This is a genomic window from Brevibacillus migulae (genome assembly GCF_004521915.1).
Classification (GTDB): domain Bacteria; phylum Bacillota; class Bacilli; order Brevibacillales; family Brevibacillaceae; genus Brevibacillus_F; species Brevibacillus_F migulae.
The window spans coordinates 79,694-98,997 of sequence record NZ_SDKD01000019.1 but is presented as its reverse complement, the minus strand read 5'-3'; the positions used below and the strand labels follow the sequence as shown (position 1 = coordinate 98,997).

Here is a 19,304-nt window from a genome sequence, read left to right as displayed (position 1 = left end):
ATTTTAGTTTATTGTAGGGTACAGTAAGTGCAGATTAGTGTATGGGAGGTAACTACGATGCAAACTTCTATTCAAGTGTCCGAAGAGCAATTTCATTTATTGGCTATAAGTGACGTCGGCCCACGAATTCGTGTATTAAGAGAAGTGCTGTATTCACAATTTGGAGATGCCTACACTTCAAAAAATGTTGCCATCAGAATCGGCATTTCTCCACCTACCCTTTCAGCGATTGAACGAGGTGAAACCAAAGATTGTCCATCAAAGGTACTTCATTCAATTTCAAAAGACTTTCACGTGGACATAGACGTTTTCTTTGACGATTTTTACACGCTTGGTTATAGAAAAATACTTCTAGGGACAGAAATTGAGGCTGATAGCGATACATATCTGCCTAGTGGAGTCAATCCTCTACAAGAAACGGAATTTACGTGTATCGTTGGTGTAGCTCTTCAGGCAAGTAATGGTGACAGGCGTTTTATGTATGAAAGGCGGACTAGTGTAAAGCTGACTATTGAGCAATACACTGTTTTAATTGCCGACATTGAGAACAGCGTTACAACCTTGGAAATGCTAGTTTCACCAGACATATTTTCTTCACCATCAAAGATGTCTGCGCTAGAAAAAGTTATGATGCAACTGAATCTTCGTTATAACGCTCCTTCCTTAATTGGCTGGATTCCGAAAGCCGTGTATGATCGTCAGATGATTAAATTGCATGAGATTGGCGAGAAATACACCAATCATCTGTTAGAGGGAGACATTTTGAGCCAAGAAGAAACAAATTCTCTTATCAACATCAAAGAAGATGCGGCAAGTAATATATCCGTCGATCCAAGCAAGCGTAAAAAGCATGTCAAGATGCCCAAATTCACAAAGGAGGAAAAATAGTATATGAATTTGACCCAGAAGAAATTAAAAGAGTATCCGTCGGTGTTGAGTGTAGCTGACATCCAAACCATTCTCGGGATTGGCAGGAGACAAGCATATGAACTTGTCAATTCAGGTAGTTTCCATGTAGCCCGTGTAGGCAGAAGAATCATGGTATCCAAGTCTGTATTCCTGAAGTGGTTAAAAGGAGCGAATACTGCCGTCTGAGAATAATGCTTCATTGTGAAAGGAGGTGGTCGCCTTGAGCGATTAACCAACGGTGTGCTCATGTGGCTCACCGATTTTTTTATCTATTTTTACGATTAGTTTCAGGAGGATGAGATCAATGGCAGGTTCGATCAAGAAGGATTCCAAAACGAATACATGGTATTTCGTAGTTGATGTAGGCAAAAGGCCTGACGGCAAACGGAATCAGAAGAAGATGCGTGGATTCAAAACGAAGAAGGAAGCAGAAAAAGCACTCACTGAATTACTCAATCAAGTGCATACTGGAATCTATGTGGAGCCGACTAAAATGCTCTACAAGGAATATTTGAAGCAGTGGCTTGAGGACAAACAGACCAAGGTTAAAAAGTCCTCTTTGCAAACTTACACATGGCTCGTTGAATACCACATTATTCCCGCTCTGGGTGAAATCGAGCTGTCCAAAATAACACCAATGATGATACAGCAGACGTATACCCGGTTGATGAAAGGTGGCAAATTAAGTGCTGAAAACATTCAGAAAGTCCATACGCTGATCAGAGACTCCCTTAAACGTGCCGAACGATGGGGACTTATACCAAGGAATGTTGCCTCTCTAGTAGATCGTCCGAGAGCAGACAAAAAGGAGCTTGAGGTCTGGGATCGTGATGAACTGAATAAATTTCTCTGGACAGCAAGAGACAGCCGCTACTACATTGCTTTCCTGCTTGCGGCATGGACAGGGATGCGTCAGGCAGAGATACTGGGCTTGCGATGGAAAGATATTGACTTTGATAAAGGTACACTTCGTATCGTACAGACCTTGCGTCATAACACAACCGAGATTCAACAAACGACGAAAACAAAATCAAGCAACCGAAGTATCTCACTATCTACACATACTCTTGCCGCTCTGAGAAAACAGCGCAGTCGTGTTGCCAAGGAAAAACTGCAAGCTGGAGAGCATTATAAAAATCATGATCTTGTCGTATGCACTTCTCTGGGAACGCCAGTTAACTCACGCAACCTTAACCGTACTTTCTACGACCTGATGAAGAAAGCAGGAGTTAAACGGATTCGCTTTCATGACCTCAGACATACTCATGCATCGTTAATGCTGCTGATGGGCGAGAATGTCAAAGTCGTATCAGAAAGGCTTGGACACGCCAACAGTCGCATTACATTAGACACTTACAGTCATCTGTTACCGAATATGCAAAGGGATGCCGCACAAAACTTCGATAAGCTCATGATGTCAGGTGAAGATTTAATGAAGGTACTGAACGACGGACAGACGTCGGATGACGAGGTGGCTGTATGTGGGGAATAACGACGTGGATTAAATCAGTCTACGGTGGCCGCAGATGGCGCAAAGTTAATAACAGATTCAAAGTATGATCGATCTTCCGTATCCGTGGAGATCGATTTTTTGTTTTTAATAAGGATCTTCAACTACAAATACAAGATTGTAGTGACCATGTGTGACCGCAAAAGATTTGTGACCAATCCGTGACCACAGAGGATACAGAGCTACTTTTTGAAACCGTCAACAGGTTGATAAAAAAGAAAAAACCCTTATGTATCAAGGGTTTTGGCTTGTTATGTATGGTGATCCGGACTGGGTTCGAACCAGCGACCCCCACCCTGTCAAGATGGTGCTCTCCCAACTGAGCTACCGGATCATAAGTTGTATTCTATCATACTATTTCCTATTTGTCACCCAAACATCTAATGGTGGGCCCTGTAGGACTCGAACCTACGACCAATCGGTTATGAGCCGACCGCTCTAACCAACTGAGCTAAGGGCCCTTGTGCCGTATCCGCATCGGCGACGTGACAAAAATAAATATACATCATCGAAAAATAAAAATCAAGAGTAATTTATAGAAAAATGAATTGAGCCGTTTCCCGCCCTTTTCATCAGCGGGAAACGACCGCATACACGCTATCTTTTGACTATATATCCGCTTCATTCACGCTATATTCAGCCTTCCACAGGAACCTGTGTCCAAAAGAAACGAAACAAAGCTAACTTAACCGAGACCCTTCCCTCAGCCAGCCTGCTCCTCCGCCGCTTCTTCTTCATCCCGCAGACGGTGAGCCATGCGGCTGGACGCATTCGCCGCAATACTGCAAACCAGATCATCCAGGAACGTATTCACCTTCCCGCCAGCTTTCGTATCCAAGCGCTTGATCACGCCGATTTTCTGCTTATCCAAATGGCCAAAGGTCGTAACCGCGATGCTTCCATACCCAAACACGGACCCCAAAGCCAATGTCTCATCGCAGCCAAACAAGCCTTCATCAGTAGCCACAATGGACTGCAGCGGCTCTGAGAGCATCCCTTTTTCAGCCAGCATATCGAGTTCGACCCCCACCAGGATGGCGTGCTGGATTTCTCGTTTTTCCAATACCGCTTCCACGCTTTCAACGCATTTTTGCATTGTCAGGTTTGGGTGGTATGGCGATTGCATCAGATATACGATCTCGGCGATGTCCGTAATTGTGACACCCCGATCGGCAAGGCGTTGGCGGGCAGCGTTTTGAACATCTTTGCTGTGCACCTGTTTTTTCATCATCGATACAACCCCTTCCGCAGATAAGGTAAATCGTCAATCGTGTTCTTCTATAGTACCATACGAAAGTTACATAAAGCGTAATTTTTACACTTTCCCCAAAATTCCCACATGAAAGCGTGCCCAGTATCGCTGCTCATAGCTGTTCATGTATAATGGAAACCATATGGGTAAGCGCTTTAATGCGCATGAACAGGAGGGAACTTCGTTGTCAACCGTCGATACCGAAAAAGGACAGCTTCACGAGCTCACCATCGAGAGCCGCCATCTGGGTGTCCGTGAACGCATCCTCGTCTATACACCGCCGCGCTATTCTTTACTTTATTCCTATCCCGTGCTCTATGTGCAGGACGGCGAGGATTACTTGTCTCTCGGGCGTTTGGCCTCGCAAATCGATCAGCTCGTGGAGCAAAAACAAATGCAACCCGCGATCGTGGTGTTTTTGCCGGTCGACAAGGCAAAGCGCTCCGACCGCTACCATCCAAACGGATCCGAACATACGACATACAAACGTTTTGTCGCGGAGGAAGTCGTGTCTTACATCGATGCCCACTATGCGACGCATCCGCTGGGCAGTGCACGGACGCTGTTGGGAGAATCGCTGGGCGGGGTCGCCTCCCTGTCGATCGCGCTGACCTACCCGCATACGTTCGGGCAAGTCGCCAGCCAGTCCGGGGCATTTGATGCGCAGCAGTTGGAAGCCGTGCAAGACTCTTCAGCGGTTGGGCAGCTGTCGATCTATCTGGAGATCGGCACGGAGGAGACGGCTGTCGAGACAAGTCGAGGGACGCTGAATCTCGTGGCGGCGAATGAACAAATGCGCGATCTGCTGCAAAAAAAAGCGGCCACCCTGCGTTATGAGACGTTCGCGGGTGACCACACATGGGGGTATTGGCAGGCGAACCTGCCGCGCATTCTCCACCATTTTTTCAGCTGACCAAGCACTCGGCTTGTGTCATTCTTCTTGCTTTGGCTTTTTGTTCACAGGGGCGAGTGCTTCCTCGAACTCTGCCCTCCTGATAGCGGTAAGCAAGGAGAATGTGAAAAAAGAGAGAAGTAATAAGACCAGGAAAATGACAGTGATCAATATTGCGATCTTCATCTTTTCACCTCCGTCTCTTCATTCTCTCCTTTCGAGGAGGGAATATACGGGGCGGTGCATAAGATTACACAGATGGAGAATTTTCTGTTAAAATAAAAAGGTGCTTGGTTTCATACTGGATAGGCGATACTTATGAAGGAGGGATTCACAATGAAGTACAGTGTAGTCATTTTCCCATCGAGCAAAGTACAAGAGGTAGCGAACTCGTACCGGAAGCGTTACGACTCTGCCTACGCACTCATACCTCCGTATATCCGACTGAAAGAAGCGTTTGATGTAAATGAAGCGGATCTGCCAAAACTGGTCGCTCATCTTGAGCAAGTGGCAAGCGAAACCGAGAGTTTCTCCACACGCTTTCATCGCGTATCCAGCTTTCATCCCACGAACAACGTGATCTATTTGGCCATCCAAAACAAGGAGCCATTTGAAAATCTGCATCACAAAATCTTGAAGAACGATCTCAGCCAGAAAGAAACGTATGCGTTCGTTCCTCACCTGACCATCGGCCGCGATCTGACCGACGATGAGCTGCGCGATGTCACCGGACAGCTCAGCATGGTGAAATTCGATCTGACCAGCGACATCGATCGCTTCCATCTGATTTATGAGCTGGAAGATGGCATGTGGAGCGTGTACCAAACCTTTTTGCTCAAAAAATAAACAGCTTTGCATCCCCGATCCTTCCTGATCAAAGGAAGGGTCGTTGCTTATTCAATGCGGAAAGAAGGAACTGCCAATGAACCATACACTGCAAATTCGTGTCGTAAGCAAGGACGAAGAATTACAAGACGCCCTCACCGTACGCCGCCTCGTATTTATTGAAGAACAAGAAGTGCCGGAGGATTTGGAGATTGATGAGCATGATACGCTCTCTTCCCCGACCATCCACTTTGTCGCTTATCAAGGAGATACTCCGGTCGGAGCGAGCAGGCTGCGCACGTACCAACCGGGCGTCGGCAAAATTGAACGCGTTGCAGTACTCGGCAGCACACGCGGGACAGGCCTCGGCCGCGCCATCATGGAGTTTATGGAAGAGACCGCTCGCGCCAATGGCTACGCCAAGGTCAAGCTGAATGCCCAATGCCATGCCCAAGGCTTTTATGAAAAGCTGGGCTATGTGCCGTATGGCGACATATTTGACGATGCAGGCATCCCGCATATCGCGATGGAGAAAGTATTTTCCGAATAAACTTGAGAAAACCTTGCTTCGCCAAGCCTTTGGCGGAGCCTTCGTTGCACTTGTGCAGATAACCATTTTTATATACGGAAAAAGGATCGGCCCTTAGCAGGTCGATCCTTTTGTTTATCTTACGCTTTTCTCGTTTCTGCAATCTTCCGCAATTGATTCAGTGCGTCTACCTCTGCTGTCGATGAGCCGAGCATCGCGTGATAAGGCTCTTCGCCCCGCCAGCCATGAAAATCCGAGCCGCCGGTCACGACCAAGCCATAGTCGCTTGCCAGCTGGAGATAGTGCTTCCGCTGCTCTTCGCTGTTGTCCGGATGGTACACTTCAATGCCATCCAGGCCATAGACGATGATCTCCTCCACCAGATCGTCATCGTCATACAAACCGGGATGCGCGAGCACCGCTGCCCCACCGAAGCGCTTGATGAGCTTGATCGCTTCCAATGGAGAGATGCGAGGCGGATTCACGTATGCCGCAGCGCCTTTTCCCAGATATTTGTCGAAAGCCTCCTGCATGCTCGAGACCACGCCTAGCTCCATCAATTCCTCCGCAATATGCGGGCGGCCGATGTTTTTATCTGTGCCGCTCTTTCGGGCATACACCTTTTCCAGCGAAATGTCGATCCCGAGCTCTTGCAAGCGGGCGATGAGCAGCTTGTTGCGTTCATGACGCGTGTCCCGCAGCTTGCTTAGCTCCTCATCGAACTGCGTATCTTCATAAGGAACGAAATACCCGAGCACATGGATATCCTGTCCGTTGGCGACGGTGCTGATCTCCACTCCGGGAACGACCTCCATCCCGATGTCCTCGCCTGCTTTCATCGCCTCGGCGATACCAGCAACCGTGTCATGATCCGTGATCGCTACTGCTGCAAGTCCAGCTTCTTTCGCGTAGCGGACGTTTTCCGTCGGTGTGCAAGTCCCGTCGGAAGCGACTGTATGCGTATGTAAATCGGCGCGTTGTGCCATATTTTCCCCTCCAAAAGGTTCACGCTGAGCGTCTGAATATTTATGCTGCCACATATATATCTACCATACTACCTTAGATCAAGGAGGACACCTATGCAACTCAAAAGCAAATCGCTTCGCGGCGTCGTGCAGCCCCTCTCCTACGTGGACAGCATGTTGAGGCAACAAGGGTTCACCCGATCTGCCGGAAAGAGTTCTCCCGCCTATGATGTGGTCATTTTCGATTCGTCGACCAGCACCTCTTATTTCCTGCGCATCCCGACCCGTTACCAGATCCCCTATTCGTCCAATGGAGAGCTGAAAGTCAAGTTCGGGCAGCCTTACCTGGAAGCGAAAGAAAAATTGAAAGCCCTTTCCAGGCAAGTCACCTTCATCCCGACCCCGGTTCGCGAAGCGGCTGAGCATAAGCTGGCGGAAATTGCAGATTACCTCCAAAGTCCTCCGAAGGAATCTTAGCGTTTCTTCCATAATAACTGATTGTCGTGGAAGCGGTACGAGATCCGCTCTTCACGGGAAAGTCCGACCAGGTATCCCATATACGCCGTACGGTAAAGGACATAGCTCGTCATGTTATCGATCTGTATCTCCAATTGTGCGCATAGCGCCGCGAGTCCCTGCTCCAGCGTCAGTTCGTCATGAGCCAGCAGCGCCTCGATCCGGTCCATGATCCGGCGGTGACAATGGATATTGTGGGTAATCGTCCGCTCGATGGACTGCTCAAATGGCCCGTGACCCGGCAAATATCCCTCATAGTTGGATTCCAGCAATTTGACCAGCGACAGCAACGTGTCATGCGCGTCGACGAGAAACGGCAGCTTATGCTTGGCAAGGGTGTCGACCCCAAAATACCCGTCAGCGGCAAAGCAGATTTGATCGACCACAATCCCTACCTGCTGCCAGCTGTGTCCAGGCAGGGAGATCGTGCGAAGCAAGATGCCGTCAATCTCCACTTCCCCATCTATGGGTAAAAGCGTGTCTACCCTAGAGCTTTCCGCCATCAAGAACTTGTTCGTCAACTCCGCCATCGGAGCTGCTCCCATTCCCAGATAGATCGGCTCCAGCACCGGATAGCGGATGACCGCTTCCTCCAATGGCGGCGCATACACTTGAGCCTCGGGAAAAACGGACAGCAGATGAGCATTTCCCCCAAAATGATCGGCATGTGCATGCGTCTGCACAATAGCTTTCAGCGGTTGGGCCAGCTCGTCCAACCCTTTTTTTATTTTTTTGGCAGTCTGCGTATCCAGCCCCGAGTCGATAATGATCGCTCCGCTTTTCCCGAGAACCAGGCCGATATTGACGCTGCCGGGAAAATACCCGATACCCGGTTTGACCATCACCGGTGCATGCTTTGACGACATACGGACCTCCCCTTTTCCTCGCGTAATGCTTGGCATTATTTTCTACTTTACTGACTGTTTACTTTCTCCGCAAGGGTACAATCTCGTAGGGGACCGGTTTTTCGCGGATTTGGCTAAACCAGTGGGTGGCGACCGCTCCACTCAAGATCGTGAGGATGGAAAAAGCCACGCGATAGCTTCCAATGGCCTCCCAGGAGCTGAAAATGATCAGACCGTCGATGAAAAAGATCAGCAGGGCGACAGGAATCCCCGTGCGGATCGCGAGAAACTGGGCGAGCAAATCCGTCCCCCCTGTATTGGTTTCATAGGCAAGCATCAACCCGATACCTGTGCCAATCATCATGCCGCCCAGGACGGATGCCACCTCGATCGGCGGGATCGTCCATTGGCGCATGCCGGACAATATATCGATAAAAAAAGAGGATAGCAGCATGCCGTGAAAGCTGTTGAAAAAAAGCCAGCGGTTGTAGAGAAACACGATCGCGTAGACGGGAATACTGACGAAGATGATGATCAAACCCGGGGAAAGCTGGAAGTAGTAATTGGCGAGTAACCCGATTCCGATCATGCCGCCATCCATCAATTTATGCGGCACGATCAACCAATTGACGCCCAACCCGACAAGTATGCTGCCAACCAGTACGGCCATCACCTTTTGCAGCAGCATAAGCCTCCCCCCCTTTCCCGCTCCCTTCATTTGATACCTGTACCTATCCTATGCAGGCAAACAGGCGGTATGTCCCGTTCCGGCGCGTTTCCATGTCCGCCTGGCCTATACCTGTTTTTTATTAAAAATTTGTGAAGAAAACCGTTTTCTTACAGTTCTTACGCTTTTGACTCTTTGCTTTTCTTCTTGGTATACTATTGGGTAACAATGAAGGAACATGATCCTTCTGAAAAAAACTGAAAAGATGTGGGAGGTGAATTCTCCTCCTTTCCGCTGAAAGGTTGGAGACTTACTTGGAGAGTATTCCGATAGGGGAGACCATGTTCAAACTGCTGCTTGTTGGTTTTTTAGTGCTCCTCAACGGTTTCTTTGTCGCAGCAGAGTTCGCTTTGGTGAAGGTCCGTCAGACTCGCTTAATGCAATTGGTGAGTGAAGGCAACACCCGGGCGAAATACGCACAAAAGGTCACGCAAAAGCTTGATGCCTACCTGTCTGCCTGCCAGCTGGGAATCACGCTGGCATCGCTCGGATTAGGTTGGGTGGGGGAAGAGACAATCGCCCATTTCGTACATCCGGTACTCGCTTGGCTGCATATGCCGGGGTATCTGGTGACACCGATCTCGGTCGCCATTGCCTTTATCTTCATCACGTTTTTGCACATCATCTTTGGTGAACTGATGCCCAAATCGCTGGCGATACAAAAAGCAGAAACCACTTCACTATGGACAGCAGCACCGCTCATGTTCTTCTACAAGCTCAGCTATCCGCTTATCTGGATGCTGAACGGTACGGCCAACTTCTTCCTGCGTCGCATCGGTATCGAGCCGGCCACCGAAAATGAGTCCGCTCATACAGAAGAAGAAATCCGACTACTGGTAAGTGAAAGTCATAAAAGCGGTCATATAGACCAGACGGAATTGGCCTTGATGGACAACGTTTTCGAATTTTCCGAGCGTTTGGCCCGTGAAATCATGATTCCGCGCATCGATATGATCTGCTTGTATGACGACAATACGTATGAAGAGAATCTGGAGATCATGCGCGAATCGAGGCACTCCCGCCTGCCGGTCGCCCACGAGGATAAGGACCGCATTATCGGCTTCGTGCATACCACCGATTTTTATCTGTCCGCCTTGACCAAAGGCGAGGCAAATCTGCATGATTTCATCCGCCCGGTCGTCACCGTTCCGGAATCGATGGAGATCAGCCATGTGCTGCGACTGTTGCAAAAACGCCGCTCGCAATTGGCCATTGTCATTGATGAATACGGCGGCACCGCAGGCTTGATCACCATGGAAGATATCCTGGAAGAGATCGTCGGCGATATTCAAGACGAGTTCGATGAACATGAACGTCCCGAGGTGGAATCCTCCAATAATGTATTATCCGTTTCCGGGAAAACCTTGTTATCCGAGCTGAGCGATTATATCCCGATTGAAATATATTCAGATGACGTCGATACGATTGCTGGCTGGCTCTACAGCCAACTGAATGAGGAAGTAGCCGCCGGAAAGTCCGTCCAATACGAAAATTATGTATTCACCATCAGCGAGCTGGAAAACCACCGGATCACACGCGTGGAAATCAGCCAAACCGAAGAAAATGATGATTTGGAGAAAGATTCCAATTTTTTGATGCAAGCCCAATAATCTTGCATGAAACATAAGCGGAGCCCCTCTTTTCACAGAGCGGCTCCGTTTTCCATGTGCGGCCCATACCGAAATCATGCCGTCAAGCCCTTACATCTGCCGGGGTATCTGGTACGATGAGAGAGGCTTTTCTTTACGAACGGTTAGGAAACAAAGGACTCTGTATGCGCCAAAACACGTAAGAGTCTTGTAAGAGGTGTAGCAATGAAAGTAGCCATCACTGATGGGGAAACCATCATCATCCAAGAACATACATACGAGCGAATCCCTGATTGGCGTACGCTCAGTGCACAGGGCAAGCTCCGTTGTCCACGATGCGCACAGCCACTGCGTCTGCTCGCGGGGATCAGCGTCGACCCGCATTTCGTCCATGTGTCCGCCTCCGATTGTCACGGGCTGTCGCCCGAAGAGGTGCCTGTACCGGCTGTTGTATCGGAGGCGAAACAGGAAACAGCGGCAGCAAGCGAGGTACGGATTGGCTCTTTTCGCCTCCCCAAAAGCCGTGCGATTACCAGCCAGGACGAACAGATGCAGACACCCGCGAAGCCGCAGGAATTTCGCGAGCGTCTCACTCCGCGGTTCGCGATCCCTGCCTGGTCCAGAGACGAGGAAGAGAGCCTACATCCTCATCAGCTGCGCGCGGTGCATAAAACGGACGGGCCTCTGCTCATTTTGGCCGGCGCAGGTAGCGGCAAGACAAGGGTCATGACGGAGCGGACAAGCCACCTGATCGCGGAAAAAGGCGTGGATCCACGCCATATCATGGTGGTCACCTTTACCACCAAAGCAGCTGAGGAGCTGAAGGTGCGGCTGGCTGCCCGCCTGTCCCGACAGCAAGCGGCCAGCTTGGTCACCGGAACCTTTCACTCGATCTTTTATCGCATGCTTCAGCACCACAGGCCGCAGCAGTGGGACCAGAAGAAGCTTCTGAAACAAAATTGGCAAAAACGGCGCTTGCTCCAGGAATCCGGCTTGCTCCAGCATACAGAGCTTTCTTTTCAAAAAGAGAGTGAATTTGATGAAGCATTGGATCTGGTCAGCCGCTGGAAAAATGAATCCCTCTCCCCTTCGCAGGCGGCCGCCCTTGCTCCGGACAGCGAGGAAATCAGGCGCGCACAGCTCCTCTTTCCGCTCTATGAAGAAGCGAAACGCAGAAGCGGTTGGTTTGATTTCGATGATATGCTCAGCGGCTGCTATCAGCTGCTGACCGAGGATCCGGATGTGCTGCGCCGTTATCAAGAGCGCATCCACTACCTCATGATCGATGAGTTCCAGGATATTAACCGAATCCAGTATGAAACAATCAAGCTGCTGGCCGCACCGCAAAACAATCTGTGCGTGGTCGGCGATGACGATCAGTCCATCTACGGCTTTCGCGGCAGCGACCCGCAATACATCCTGGGCTTTACCAAGGATTATCCGGCAGCGGAGACGATTACGCTGGAGGTCAATTTCCGGTCGCGTTCCTCGATCGTCAGTCTCGGCTATTCCTTGATCGGCAATAATCGCTCGCGGTGGAAAAAGGATATCAAGTCCTTTCATCCAGAAGAAGGAGACACGTATCTTTTTTACCCTGCAGACGAAGAGGAGCAGGCTTCCCGCATCGTCGATGAAATCTGTGTGCAGAAGGAAAAAGGAGCGTCATTGCGGCAGTTCGCCATCTTGCTGCGGACCAACGAATCTGCAAGGCCGATTTTGGAACGGATGATGGAGGCCAATCTGCCTTTTCGCTTTGTACAGGAGGAAGAACCCTTCTATGAAAAGCAAGCCGTACGCTGGGCCTTGAATTACCTGAAGCTCGCTTTGAATCGCGATGATGCGAGCGCCATGCGGGAGATCCTTTCCACCTTGTATCTTTCGCAGGAGCAGTGGAATGTGCTGCGCAGCCAGTCGATTCTCGATGATGCGCCGCTGGTGGATGTATTGCCCCGTCTCCCCCATTTGAAGGGATATCAGCGCAGCCATCTGCAAAAGATCGCCGACCTGCTCAAGGATCTTCCTGGATGTACGCCCGCCCAGGCGCTGGAGCTTATTTTCGAGGACGGCAAGCTGCGTGAGTATGTGAAAAAGCGGAACAAAGAAAAGTCCGGACCGGCGAAAAATCGGGCCAGCGACGAATTGCAGCAACTGCTGGTCACCGCAAGACGGCATGCGACGCTGCCAGAATTTCTCGCCCATATCGAGGAAATGAATCAAAAGGAAAAAGCGTGGCGAAAACTGGCTCCCACGCTAGATGATAGTGTGCAGATTTTAAGTATCCATCGAGCAAAAGGACTCGAGTTTGATACGGTCTTCCTCCCTGATCTCGTCGAGGGTGCACTGCCACATGAGTATGCACTCGATGAATCGCGCAAGGGGAATTCCCTCGCCCTCGAGGAAGAAAGACGCTTGATGTACGTCGCGATTACGCGCGCAAAGCGCCAGTTATGTATTGGAATTCCCCAGAATCGGTTCAGCAGAAAAACCCGTGTCTCCCGCTTCATTTCCGAGATGGGGCGCTGATTCCTCCGGTGCTCCTGAATCTGGGGGAATCAAATAATCAAAGCGTCCCAAGTAATGCAGCATTTCTTCATAGGAAGTAATAATCGGATACAGCATGAGAAAAGCTCCTTCCTGCCTCTTTTTTCTAAGATGCCGCAGGAAGGAGCTTTTTATGCCATTTCTTTTATCGACCCATAATGCTGTAGCCAGCATCGACGTGAATGATTTCCCCGGTAATACCGCGGGACAAATGACTGAACAGGAAAAGCGCGGAATCTCCCACTTCGCTTTGGTCAATCATGCGGCGAAGCGGCGCTTTTTCCTCGATTTCCTTGGTGATCGCGTTGAAGTTGCTGATCCCTTTTGCCGCCAACGTGCGGATCGGTCCTGCGGAGATCGCGTTGACGCGGATGTTTTCTTTGCCCAGATCTGCTGCCAGATAACGCATGCTGGCATCCAATGCTGCTTTGGCGACACCCATGACATTGTAGTTCGTCACCACGCGCTCGCCACCGAGGTAGGTCAGGGTCACGATGCTGCCGCCTTCTGTCATCAGCGGACGAGCTTCTCTCGCAACCGCTACCAGGGAATAAGCGCTGATGTCTTGTGCCAATGCATAGCCATCGCGGGAGGTGTTCACAAACTCCCCTTCGAGCTCTTCTTTTTTGGCAAACGCGATGCAATGGGCTACTCCGTGCAGCACGCCTACCTTTTCCTTGATTTGTGCAAACGCAGCAGCGACTTCTTCATCCTTTGTGACATCGCAGTCAATCAGGATCATTTCCGGTTGATCCAAGGTTTCCGCCAATTTTGCCACGTTGTCACGCAGTCGCTCGCCTTGGTAGGTAAAGATCAGGTTCGCTCCTGCTTTTGAAAGTGACTGCGCGATCCCCCACGCGATACTGCGGTGGTTGGCAACACCCATGATGAGAATATTTTTTCCTTTTAACAAGGTATCCATCTGTTTCGACCCCTTTTCCATTTTTCTCCCTTGCCATTATAACCGATATTGCCCGCAGTGACGAGGACAAGTATGGGGAAAAAGCGAATGGGGGGAAACCGTTACTGGATCCTGCTATTCTCCCTGCTGCATGCTGCTGGCCAATTGATCTACCGGAGCTGCGCCCGCATTCTGATCAAAGGCCCATGCCTCTTCAACCGGATTGAGCGGTGTTCCTACCGTTGGCAGTTCAGCTTGCATATGAACCTGCCCCTCCGCTTGGTTTTGCTCGGGAAATTGACCGGTTTCCATCATGCATACACTCCTCTTTTTAACAAGATTCACAGTTTGCTTTTAGCATGGAATCATAGGAGTGCTTCTATGCATGCGAATGTGAGCCGCCATCCGTCAACAACATGACCAGCATATAGACGAGAATCGCGGCAAAAAAACTAAAGCCTGCCTGCAGTCCACCGCTCCTGCGCACCATGGGCACGAGATGACTGGTCGACACATATAAGAAAATCCCTGCCGTCAACGCAAGGATGGCATGCGACCAACGTGCGGACAGCCAAGCTTCCGCGACTGCCATCAGTATCATTCCGAGCAGCGTGGCGATCCCTAATGAAGCCGATGCCAAAAACGCAATGAATCGTCTGCGTGTGGCCGCCAAAAATAACGAGGCAACAGTAACCCCATCCGGAATTTTATGAATCATCATGGCCGCCAGCAAGGATACGCCAAGCTGCACATCCACCCGGTAACTCGCCATGAGGGACATCCCTTCCATGCATGCATGTACGAACATTCCTGCATAGACGCCATAAACCCCGTTTACCCCGTCCCGCTCTTCTTTCCCTCTGATCAAATCAAACACCAGCAAGGAGGAAAATCCCAGCAGCACCAGCGGAATGAATGCTTCCCCCTTTCCGCTGATGCTATGGGGCAGCAGATCCAAGAGGGTAATGGCTAACAGCAACCCTCCTCCTGTACTGATCATCATCGTCAACGCTCCATGCGACCAGCTGCGGCGCAGGAGGATCAATAATCCGCCCAAGCCGCTTGCCGCAAGAACAGCAATCATCAGAGCCAGTGTTGGTGCTTGCAGCCACTCCACCGATTTCCCCTCATTCCTACCTGATCTTTGGACATCTTTTCCCATTGTACGCGTGTCCAACCGGCATTATGTGGAAAACAGCCAACCATCACGCGGAGGGCGAAATGCCGGGAAGACTGTCGGCTTTCCCTATGTTTTGACAAAAACGCCGAGAGCCTGTCCATTTTGCGCGAATCGACACTACTTTTTAGAACCTTTGTCGATTTTCGATTGCCCGGAAAAAATGGTGCTATAATGTCGCTAGCTAGTAATCTCTCAGATTCTCTCGTGAGGAGTGATTGGGATGGATGTACAAGTATGGATGGCTTCCAAAGAGGTGGCGGACCGCCTCGATGTTCACGTACGCACTTTGCGCAACTGGCTGGAGATGTTCGTGCCCGAGCATGAGCGGCAAAAGAATCCACAAGGTCACTATTTGATCAGCGAGCACGGCTTCGCCCTCTTGAAGGAGGTAAAGGAGCGGAAAGATGCGGGAAATGCTTCCCTGCGTGATATTCAGCGACAATTGATCGAGGAAGGAAAGCTTCCCGAGGAAATCGCGACAGCAGGCGAATTGACCGCAGCTGATGAAGCGGCCATAACCATTGCGGCAGACCGCTCTGTTCAATCAGTCTCTCTTCACGAACTGGAGTTTACGGTGCAGGAAACGCTTTTACAGTTCCAAAAAGAAATGGCAGCCCTCTCTACCTTCCAACAGATGCAATCTACTATCCTGCAAAAAATAGCAGACATTGAAGAGATGCAAGAATCGCTGCGTCTGGAGATGCGCCGCGTTACTTTTGAAATGGACCTGATGCAGCAACGCTTGACCCGGCGCAAACAGCGTTATGAAAAACATCAGCCTCGTCTGTCGTTAAACCCGCTGCGCTGGTTTACGCGGGCAGATCGTAGTATCTCTGCGGAATAAGAAACTGCCAATTTTCCAAATACATGGTATACTCTACCTATTCCGTATGAAAACGCATTCACGAACCGACGCAAAGGTAGGGAAATCAGCATGAAAAAACTGCATATCCAATCCGTGAAGCCGGGTGATGTCATTGCCAAAACGATTTTCCTGGAAAACGGAAACGTCCTTTTGGGAAGCGGCATGGAGCTTACAGCCCGGTACATCGATCGCTTGATGAACCTGGGGATTGACACGGTATATATCGAGGACAAGCATACCGAGGATATCATTCCGGAGGACGTGATCCGCGATGAGACCCGGAAGCGTGCGGTGGACAGCGTGTATCGCACCATGACGGGATTAATCGATCAGCCTGTTTTGGAAAGACGCACTTCCCTCCCGAATCTGGGCAGCACGTTTCGCAAAGTGTTCGGTGAAATTCTTGGGGACCTGAGCAATCGCAAGGATATTCTGGTCAGCTTGAGCCATCTGCATGTCGCAGACGGTTATTTTTTTCACCACGCCGTCAATGTCTCGATTCTGTCCGGACTGATCGGCCTGGCAAAAGGCTATAACCAGAACCAGCTCCTCGAGCTCGGGGTTGGGGCGCTCCTGTTTGACATCGGGATGACCCAAATCCCCAAAGAGCTCTGGAATAAAAAGTCCCCGCTTACGGAAGAAGAACGCAAACGTGTACATAGCCACACCGAAGACGGATTTAATCTGCTGCGTGCCCAGCACGACATTTCCTTGCTATCGGCTCATTGTGCGCTTCAGCACCATGAGCGTTTTGATGGCACGGGGTACCCGCGGCAATTATCAGCAAGTGCTATCCATGAATACGCGCAAATCGTGGCCATCGCGGACGTGTATGACGCCCTTACGTCTCCGCGACCATTCCGCCATGGCTACTCGCCCAATGAAGCGACAGAGTTCCTGTTTGCTTCCGGAAACAGCCAATTTGATCATGAATTGGTCAAAATATTCTTGAATCATGTGGCTGTTTACCCGATTGCTTCAACCGTTCTGTTAAGTACGGGACAAATAGGCGTCGTATCGTCGATTGATTCTTTGGCTCCACATCGCCCTACGATCCGCGTCATTTCAGAACCGGACGGCACATCTGTCCGTTCCCCCTATGAGATTGATTTGCGGGCGAAAGAACATATCAAACTCACAATTACAAAAACGTTGTAAGCAGCACTTCTTCATTTTTTCATGAAGCAAAAAACCCGTGCAATATGCTATGATGTGAGTAACCAGTCATGCCCCTTATCTGGGGGCTTTTTTATGTGGAGGCTATTTATCTAATGACGACAAACAGCTTTTCGCCTTATATTCATTTTACTCGCGAAGAATGGAGACAGCTTCGTGCCTCTACTCCATTGTCGCTCTCCGAAGCTGAAGTGAAGCAGCTGCAGGGGATCAATGAACATCTGTCTCTCGATGAGATTTCCGATATTTATTTGCCATTATCCCGTTTATTGAATTTATATGTGGAGGCTACCCAGGAATTGTACAAGGCCACCTCTACGTTTTTAGGGAGCAAAGCCGGAAAGGTGCCGTATGTCATCGGGATTGCCGGCAGTGTCGCAGTGGGCAAGAGTACGACTGCACGGATCCTGCAAGCGCTGCTTTCCCAATGGCCCAATACACCCAAGGTTGACCTGGTCACCACCGATGGCTTCCTTTATCCGAACCGAATCCTGGAGCAGCGCGGTTTGATGAAACGCAAAGGTTTCCCGGAAAGCTACGATATCCGTAAGCTGATTCGCTTTTTAGCCGATGTGAAATCCGGGCGTACGAAGGCGGTCGCACCGGTCTACTCTCACCTGGCATATGACATCGTGCCGGATGAATTTCAAGTCGTGGAGCAGCCGGACATTGTCATTGTGGAAGGGCTGAATGTCCTGCAGACCGCTTCGGCCGACGCTTCTTCTGCAAAAGGGCCGCGTGTCTATGTCTCGGACTTTTTTGATTTCTCGCTGTACGTGGATGCCAAAGAATCGGACATTACCCAATGGTACGTGGATCGTTTCAAAATTTTGCGCAATACGGCATTCAAGAATCCGCTATCCTATTTTCACCGGTATTCCTCGTTGACCGACGAAGAATCCAGCCAAACGGCTCTGCAGATCTGGTTTGACATCAACGCGGTCAACCTGCGCGAAAATATTCTTCCTACCAAAACACGGGCGCAGCTCATTCTGGAGAAGGGCTCCAATCACCTCGTCTCCTCCATCAAGCTGCGCAAAATATAAACGATGCAGTAGGCGGACAAAGGTTGTTGCCATGAACGGATTTCAGTATGATGGTAACGAGGAGGGGTGTCGATATGGCGAAACAATTCGTTATCGAAGCCGTCATGCTGGCGATATATGGGGAATTAATGACCCCCGCTCATCCTGTGGAGTATCTCATTCCCATCACTACGGTCTATGAATTAGAGGAATTAATCCACTTGCCCGAGCCGATCATGCTCGATCCGGATGATGATAAGCATGTACGAAATATCATGAAAGAAATGGTTCAGTTTTTCCAGGATCCGTTCACCCGCAAAAAATGCGAGAAGCATCTCATCGCGCCGATGTCTACGGTTTCCCTGCCCTTTCAGAACGGGGTAACCTTGACGCTGATCCGTGCTGATGACAACGCGATGTGGGGAGAGCTGTTTGACCCGATCGAAACGGAACAAATGCTGTCCGCGATTCACTTTGAAGCTCCCATTTTGACCGATCAGCCGGATTGGCAGGATCGTTTGCTGGAATACTTGATTCCGGTTCAGTTTTACGATATTGAGGACTTCGAGTTTGCACTGGAGCAAGGGATATCTGCGCAGGATCTGCGTGATTTGTAAAACAAATGGCTTCGCTAAGCTTTTGGCGGAGCCTTTTTGTTTTGNTGGAGCAAGGGATATCTGCGCAGGATCTGCGTGATTTGTAAAACAAATGGCTTCGCTAAGCTTTTGGCGGAGCCTTTTTGTTTTGTTTGTGCAAACATAGTGGTGGGGGAAGGGAAGAACGGGCGGTGCTGCGTTCTTGCCACACCCACAAGGGAGTGATTACTGTCCGGTTCCGCTTGCAAAAACGGGACGTCGCGCAAAAATTTCGAGGAAGCGTATTCATACGTAGAGGTTGCGCAACAAGCGTGTCCCGTTTTTGCAAGCTCCACCTTGGAAGGTGTGACAAAGACTCCGCCCCGTCCCGTTCTTCCCTTCCTCGTGGGGTTTCTGAATAATGTAAGCCAAAGCATGGAAGCTTCTTGAAAAATATGGTTTTTCCTACTTCCGGTGTAATG

21 protein-coding genes and 2 tRNA genes are annotated in these 19,304 nt (G+C 50.0%); 13 read left to right on the top strand and 10 right to left on the bottom strand.

What is annotated here, in order from left to right:
* The first annotated feature begins 57 nt into the window (after positions 1 to 57).
* The 3 genes from EIZ37_RS19745 to EIZ37_RS19735 all read left to right on the top strand — a co-directional run bounded on the left by EIZ37_RS19745 (position 58) and on the right by EIZ37_RS19735 (position 2,401).
* Positions 58 to 888 (top strand): helix-turn-helix domain-containing protein, encoded by an 831-nt coding sequence (locus EIZ37_RS19745; RefSeq protein ID WP_134686490.1) that lies wholly within the window; start codon positions 58 to 60, stop codon positions 886 to 888.
* Positions 889 to 891: 3 nt separating this feature from the next.
* A complete protein-coding gene (locus EIZ37_RS19740; RefSeq protein WP_134686489.1) occupies positions 892 to 1,095 on the top strand; it encodes a helix-turn-helix domain-containing protein in 204 nt (67 codons plus the stop codon).
* A 118-nt stretch (positions 1,096 to 1,213) separates the two neighbouring features.
* On the top strand, positions 1,214 to 2,401 hold the full coding sequence (locus EIZ37_RS19735; RefSeq protein WP_134686488.1) for a site-specific integrase: 1,188 nt from the start codon (positions 1,214 to 1,216) through the stop codon (positions 2,399 to 2,401).
* 276 nt (positions 2,402 to 2,677) lie between these two features.
* Here the strand turns inward: EIZ37_RS19735 and EIZ37_RS19730 are convergent.
* The 3 genes from EIZ37_RS19730 to EIZ37_RS19720 form a co-directional block, all read right to left on the bottom strand.
* Positions 2,678 to 2,753 (bottom strand) — tRNA-Val (locus tag EIZ37_RS19730).
* A 50-nt stretch (positions 2,754 to 2,803) separates the two neighbouring features.
* A tRNA-Ile gene (locus EIZ37_RS19725) sits at positions 2,804 to 2,880 on the bottom strand.
* Between the two features lie 242 nt (positions 2,881 to 3,122).
* Positions 3,123 to 3,647 (bottom strand): phosphatidylglycerophosphatase A family protein, encoded by a 525-nt coding sequence (locus EIZ37_RS19720; RefSeq protein WP_134686504.1) that lies wholly within the window; start codon positions 3,645 to 3,647, stop codon positions 3,123 to 3,125.
* A 208-nt stretch (positions 3,648 to 3,855) separates the two neighbouring features.
* On the opposite strand from EIZ37_RS19720, the gene EIZ37_RS19715 reads away from it, so the two are divergent.
* Positions 3,856 to 4,584 carry an alpha/beta hydrolase gene (locus EIZ37_RS19715; RefSeq protein ID WP_235828113.1) on the top strand — a complete coding sequence of 243 codons (729 nt, stop codon included), beginning with the start codon at positions 3,856 to 3,858 and terminating at the stop codon, positions 4,582 to 4,584.
* 18 nt (positions 4,585 to 4,602) lie between these two features.
* On the opposite strand, the gene EIZ37_RS26090 is transcribed toward EIZ37_RS19715, so the two are convergent.
* Positions 4,603 to 4,749 carry a hypothetical protein gene (locus EIZ37_RS26090; RefSeq protein ID WP_167569031.1) on the bottom strand — a complete coding sequence of 49 codons (147 nt, stop codon included), beginning with the start codon at positions 4,747 to 4,749 and terminating at the stop codon, positions 4,603 to 4,605.
* Positions 4,750 to 4,899: 150 nt separating this feature from the next.
* On the opposite strand from EIZ37_RS26090, the gene EIZ37_RS19710 reads away from it, so the two are divergent.
* Complete coding sequence (locus EIZ37_RS19710; RefSeq protein WP_134686486.1) at positions 4,900 to 5,409, top strand: 2'-5' RNA ligase family protein; 510 nt, start codon at positions 4,900 to 4,902, stop codon at positions 5,407 to 5,409.
* 76 nt (positions 5,410 to 5,485) lie between these two features.
* Entirely contained in the window at positions 5,486 to 5,938 is a 453-nt protein-coding gene (locus EIZ37_RS19705; RefSeq protein ID WP_134686485.1) for a GNAT family N-acetyltransferase, read from the top strand.
* A 119-nt stretch (positions 5,939 to 6,057) separates the two neighbouring features.
* Here the strand turns inward: EIZ37_RS19705 and EIZ37_RS19700 are convergent, their stop codons facing one another.
* Positions 6,058 to 6,903 (bottom strand): PHP domain-containing protein, encoded by an 846-nt coding sequence (locus tag EIZ37_RS19700; protein ID WP_134686484.1) that lies wholly within the window; start codon positions 6,901 to 6,903, stop codon positions 6,058 to 6,060.
* 93 nt (positions 6,904 to 6,996) lie between these two features.
* Here EIZ37_RS19700 and EIZ37_RS19695 point away from each other — a divergent pair, with 93 nt between their 5' ends.
* Complete coding sequence (locus EIZ37_RS19695) at positions 6,997 to 7,359, top strand: hypothetical protein (RefSeq protein WP_134686483.1); 363 nt, start codon at positions 6,997 to 6,999, stop codon at positions 7,357 to 7,359.
* Here the strand turns inward: EIZ37_RS19695 and EIZ37_RS19690 are convergent.
* Complete coding sequence (locus tag EIZ37_RS19690; protein WP_235828112.1) at positions 7,356 to 8,264, bottom strand: MBL fold metallo-hydrolase; 909 nt, start codon at positions 8,262 to 8,264, stop codon at positions 7,356 to 7,358. The genes EIZ37_RS19695 and EIZ37_RS19690 overlap by 4 nt on opposite strands.
* 58 nt (positions 8,265 to 8,322) lie before the next feature.
* Entirely contained in the window at positions 8,323 to 8,931 is a 609-nt protein-coding gene (locus EIZ37_RS19685; protein WP_235828110.1) for a YitT family protein, read from the bottom strand.
* 293 nt (positions 8,932 to 9,224) lie between these two features.
* Here EIZ37_RS19685 and EIZ37_RS19680 point away from each other — a divergent pair, with 293 nt between their 5' ends.
* Entirely contained in the window at positions 9,225 to 10,580 is a 1,356-nt protein-coding gene (locus EIZ37_RS19680) for a hemolysin family protein (protein WP_407921156.1), read from the top strand.
* A gap of 204 nt (positions 10,581 to 10,784) precedes the next feature.
* Positions 10,785 to 13,082 carry a UvrD-helicase domain-containing protein gene (locus EIZ37_RS19675; protein WP_134686480.1) on the top strand — a complete coding sequence of 766 codons (2,298 nt, stop codon included), beginning with the start codon at positions 10,785 to 10,787 and terminating at the stop codon, positions 13,080 to 13,082.
* Between the two features lie 163 nt (positions 13,083 to 13,245).
* Here EIZ37_RS19675 and fabI read toward each other — a convergent pair whose 3' ends face one another.
* From fabI to EIZ37_RS19660, 3 genes are all read right to left on the bottom strand, one after another.
* A complete protein-coding gene (fabI, locus tag EIZ37_RS19670; RefSeq protein ID WP_134686479.1) occupies positions 13,246 to 14,022 on the bottom strand; it encodes an enoyl-ACP reductase FabI in 777 nt (258 codons plus the stop codon).
* 114 nt (positions 14,023 to 14,136) lie between these two features.
* Positions 14,137 to 14,316, bottom strand: coding sequence for a hypothetical protein (locus tag EIZ37_RS19665; RefSeq protein WP_134686478.1), 180 nt, complete (start codon positions 14,314 to 14,316; stop codon positions 14,137 to 14,139).
* Between the two features lie 64 nt (positions 14,317 to 14,380).
* Positions 14,381 to 15,118: a ZIP family metal transporter gene (locus tag EIZ37_RS19660; RefSeq protein ID WP_235828108.1), complete on the bottom strand. Its 738-nt coding sequence runs from the start codon at positions 15,116 to 15,118 to the stop codon at positions 14,381 to 14,383.
* Between the two features lie 283 nt (positions 15,119 to 15,401).
* Between EIZ37_RS19660 and EIZ37_RS19655 the strand changes: the two genes are divergently transcribed.
* From EIZ37_RS19655 to EIZ37_RS19640, 4 genes are all read left to right on the top strand, one after another.
* A complete protein-coding gene (locus tag EIZ37_RS19655; protein ID WP_134686477.1) occupies positions 15,402 to 16,025 on the top strand; it encodes a MerR family transcriptional regulator in 624 nt (207 codons plus the stop codon).
* Positions 16,026 to 16,115: 90 nt separating this feature from the next.
* Positions 16,116 to 17,204 carry an HD-GYP domain-containing protein gene (locus tag EIZ37_RS19650; protein WP_134686476.1) on the top strand — a complete coding sequence of 363 codons (1,089 nt, stop codon included), beginning with the start codon at positions 16,116 to 16,118 and terminating at the stop codon, positions 17,202 to 17,204.
* Between the two features lie 113 nt (positions 17,205 to 17,317).
* A complete protein-coding gene (coaA, locus tag EIZ37_RS19645; RefSeq protein WP_134686475.1) occupies positions 17,318 to 18,268 on the top strand; it encodes a type I pantothenate kinase in 951 nt (316 codons plus the stop codon).
* Between the two features lie 74 nt (positions 18,269 to 18,342).
* On the top strand, positions 18,343 to 18,864 hold the full coding sequence (locus EIZ37_RS19640; protein ID WP_134686474.1) for an ADP-heptose synthase: 522 nt from the start codon (positions 18,343 to 18,345) through the stop codon (positions 18,862 to 18,864).
* The last annotated feature ends 440 nt before the right edge of the window (positions 18,865 to 19,304 follow it).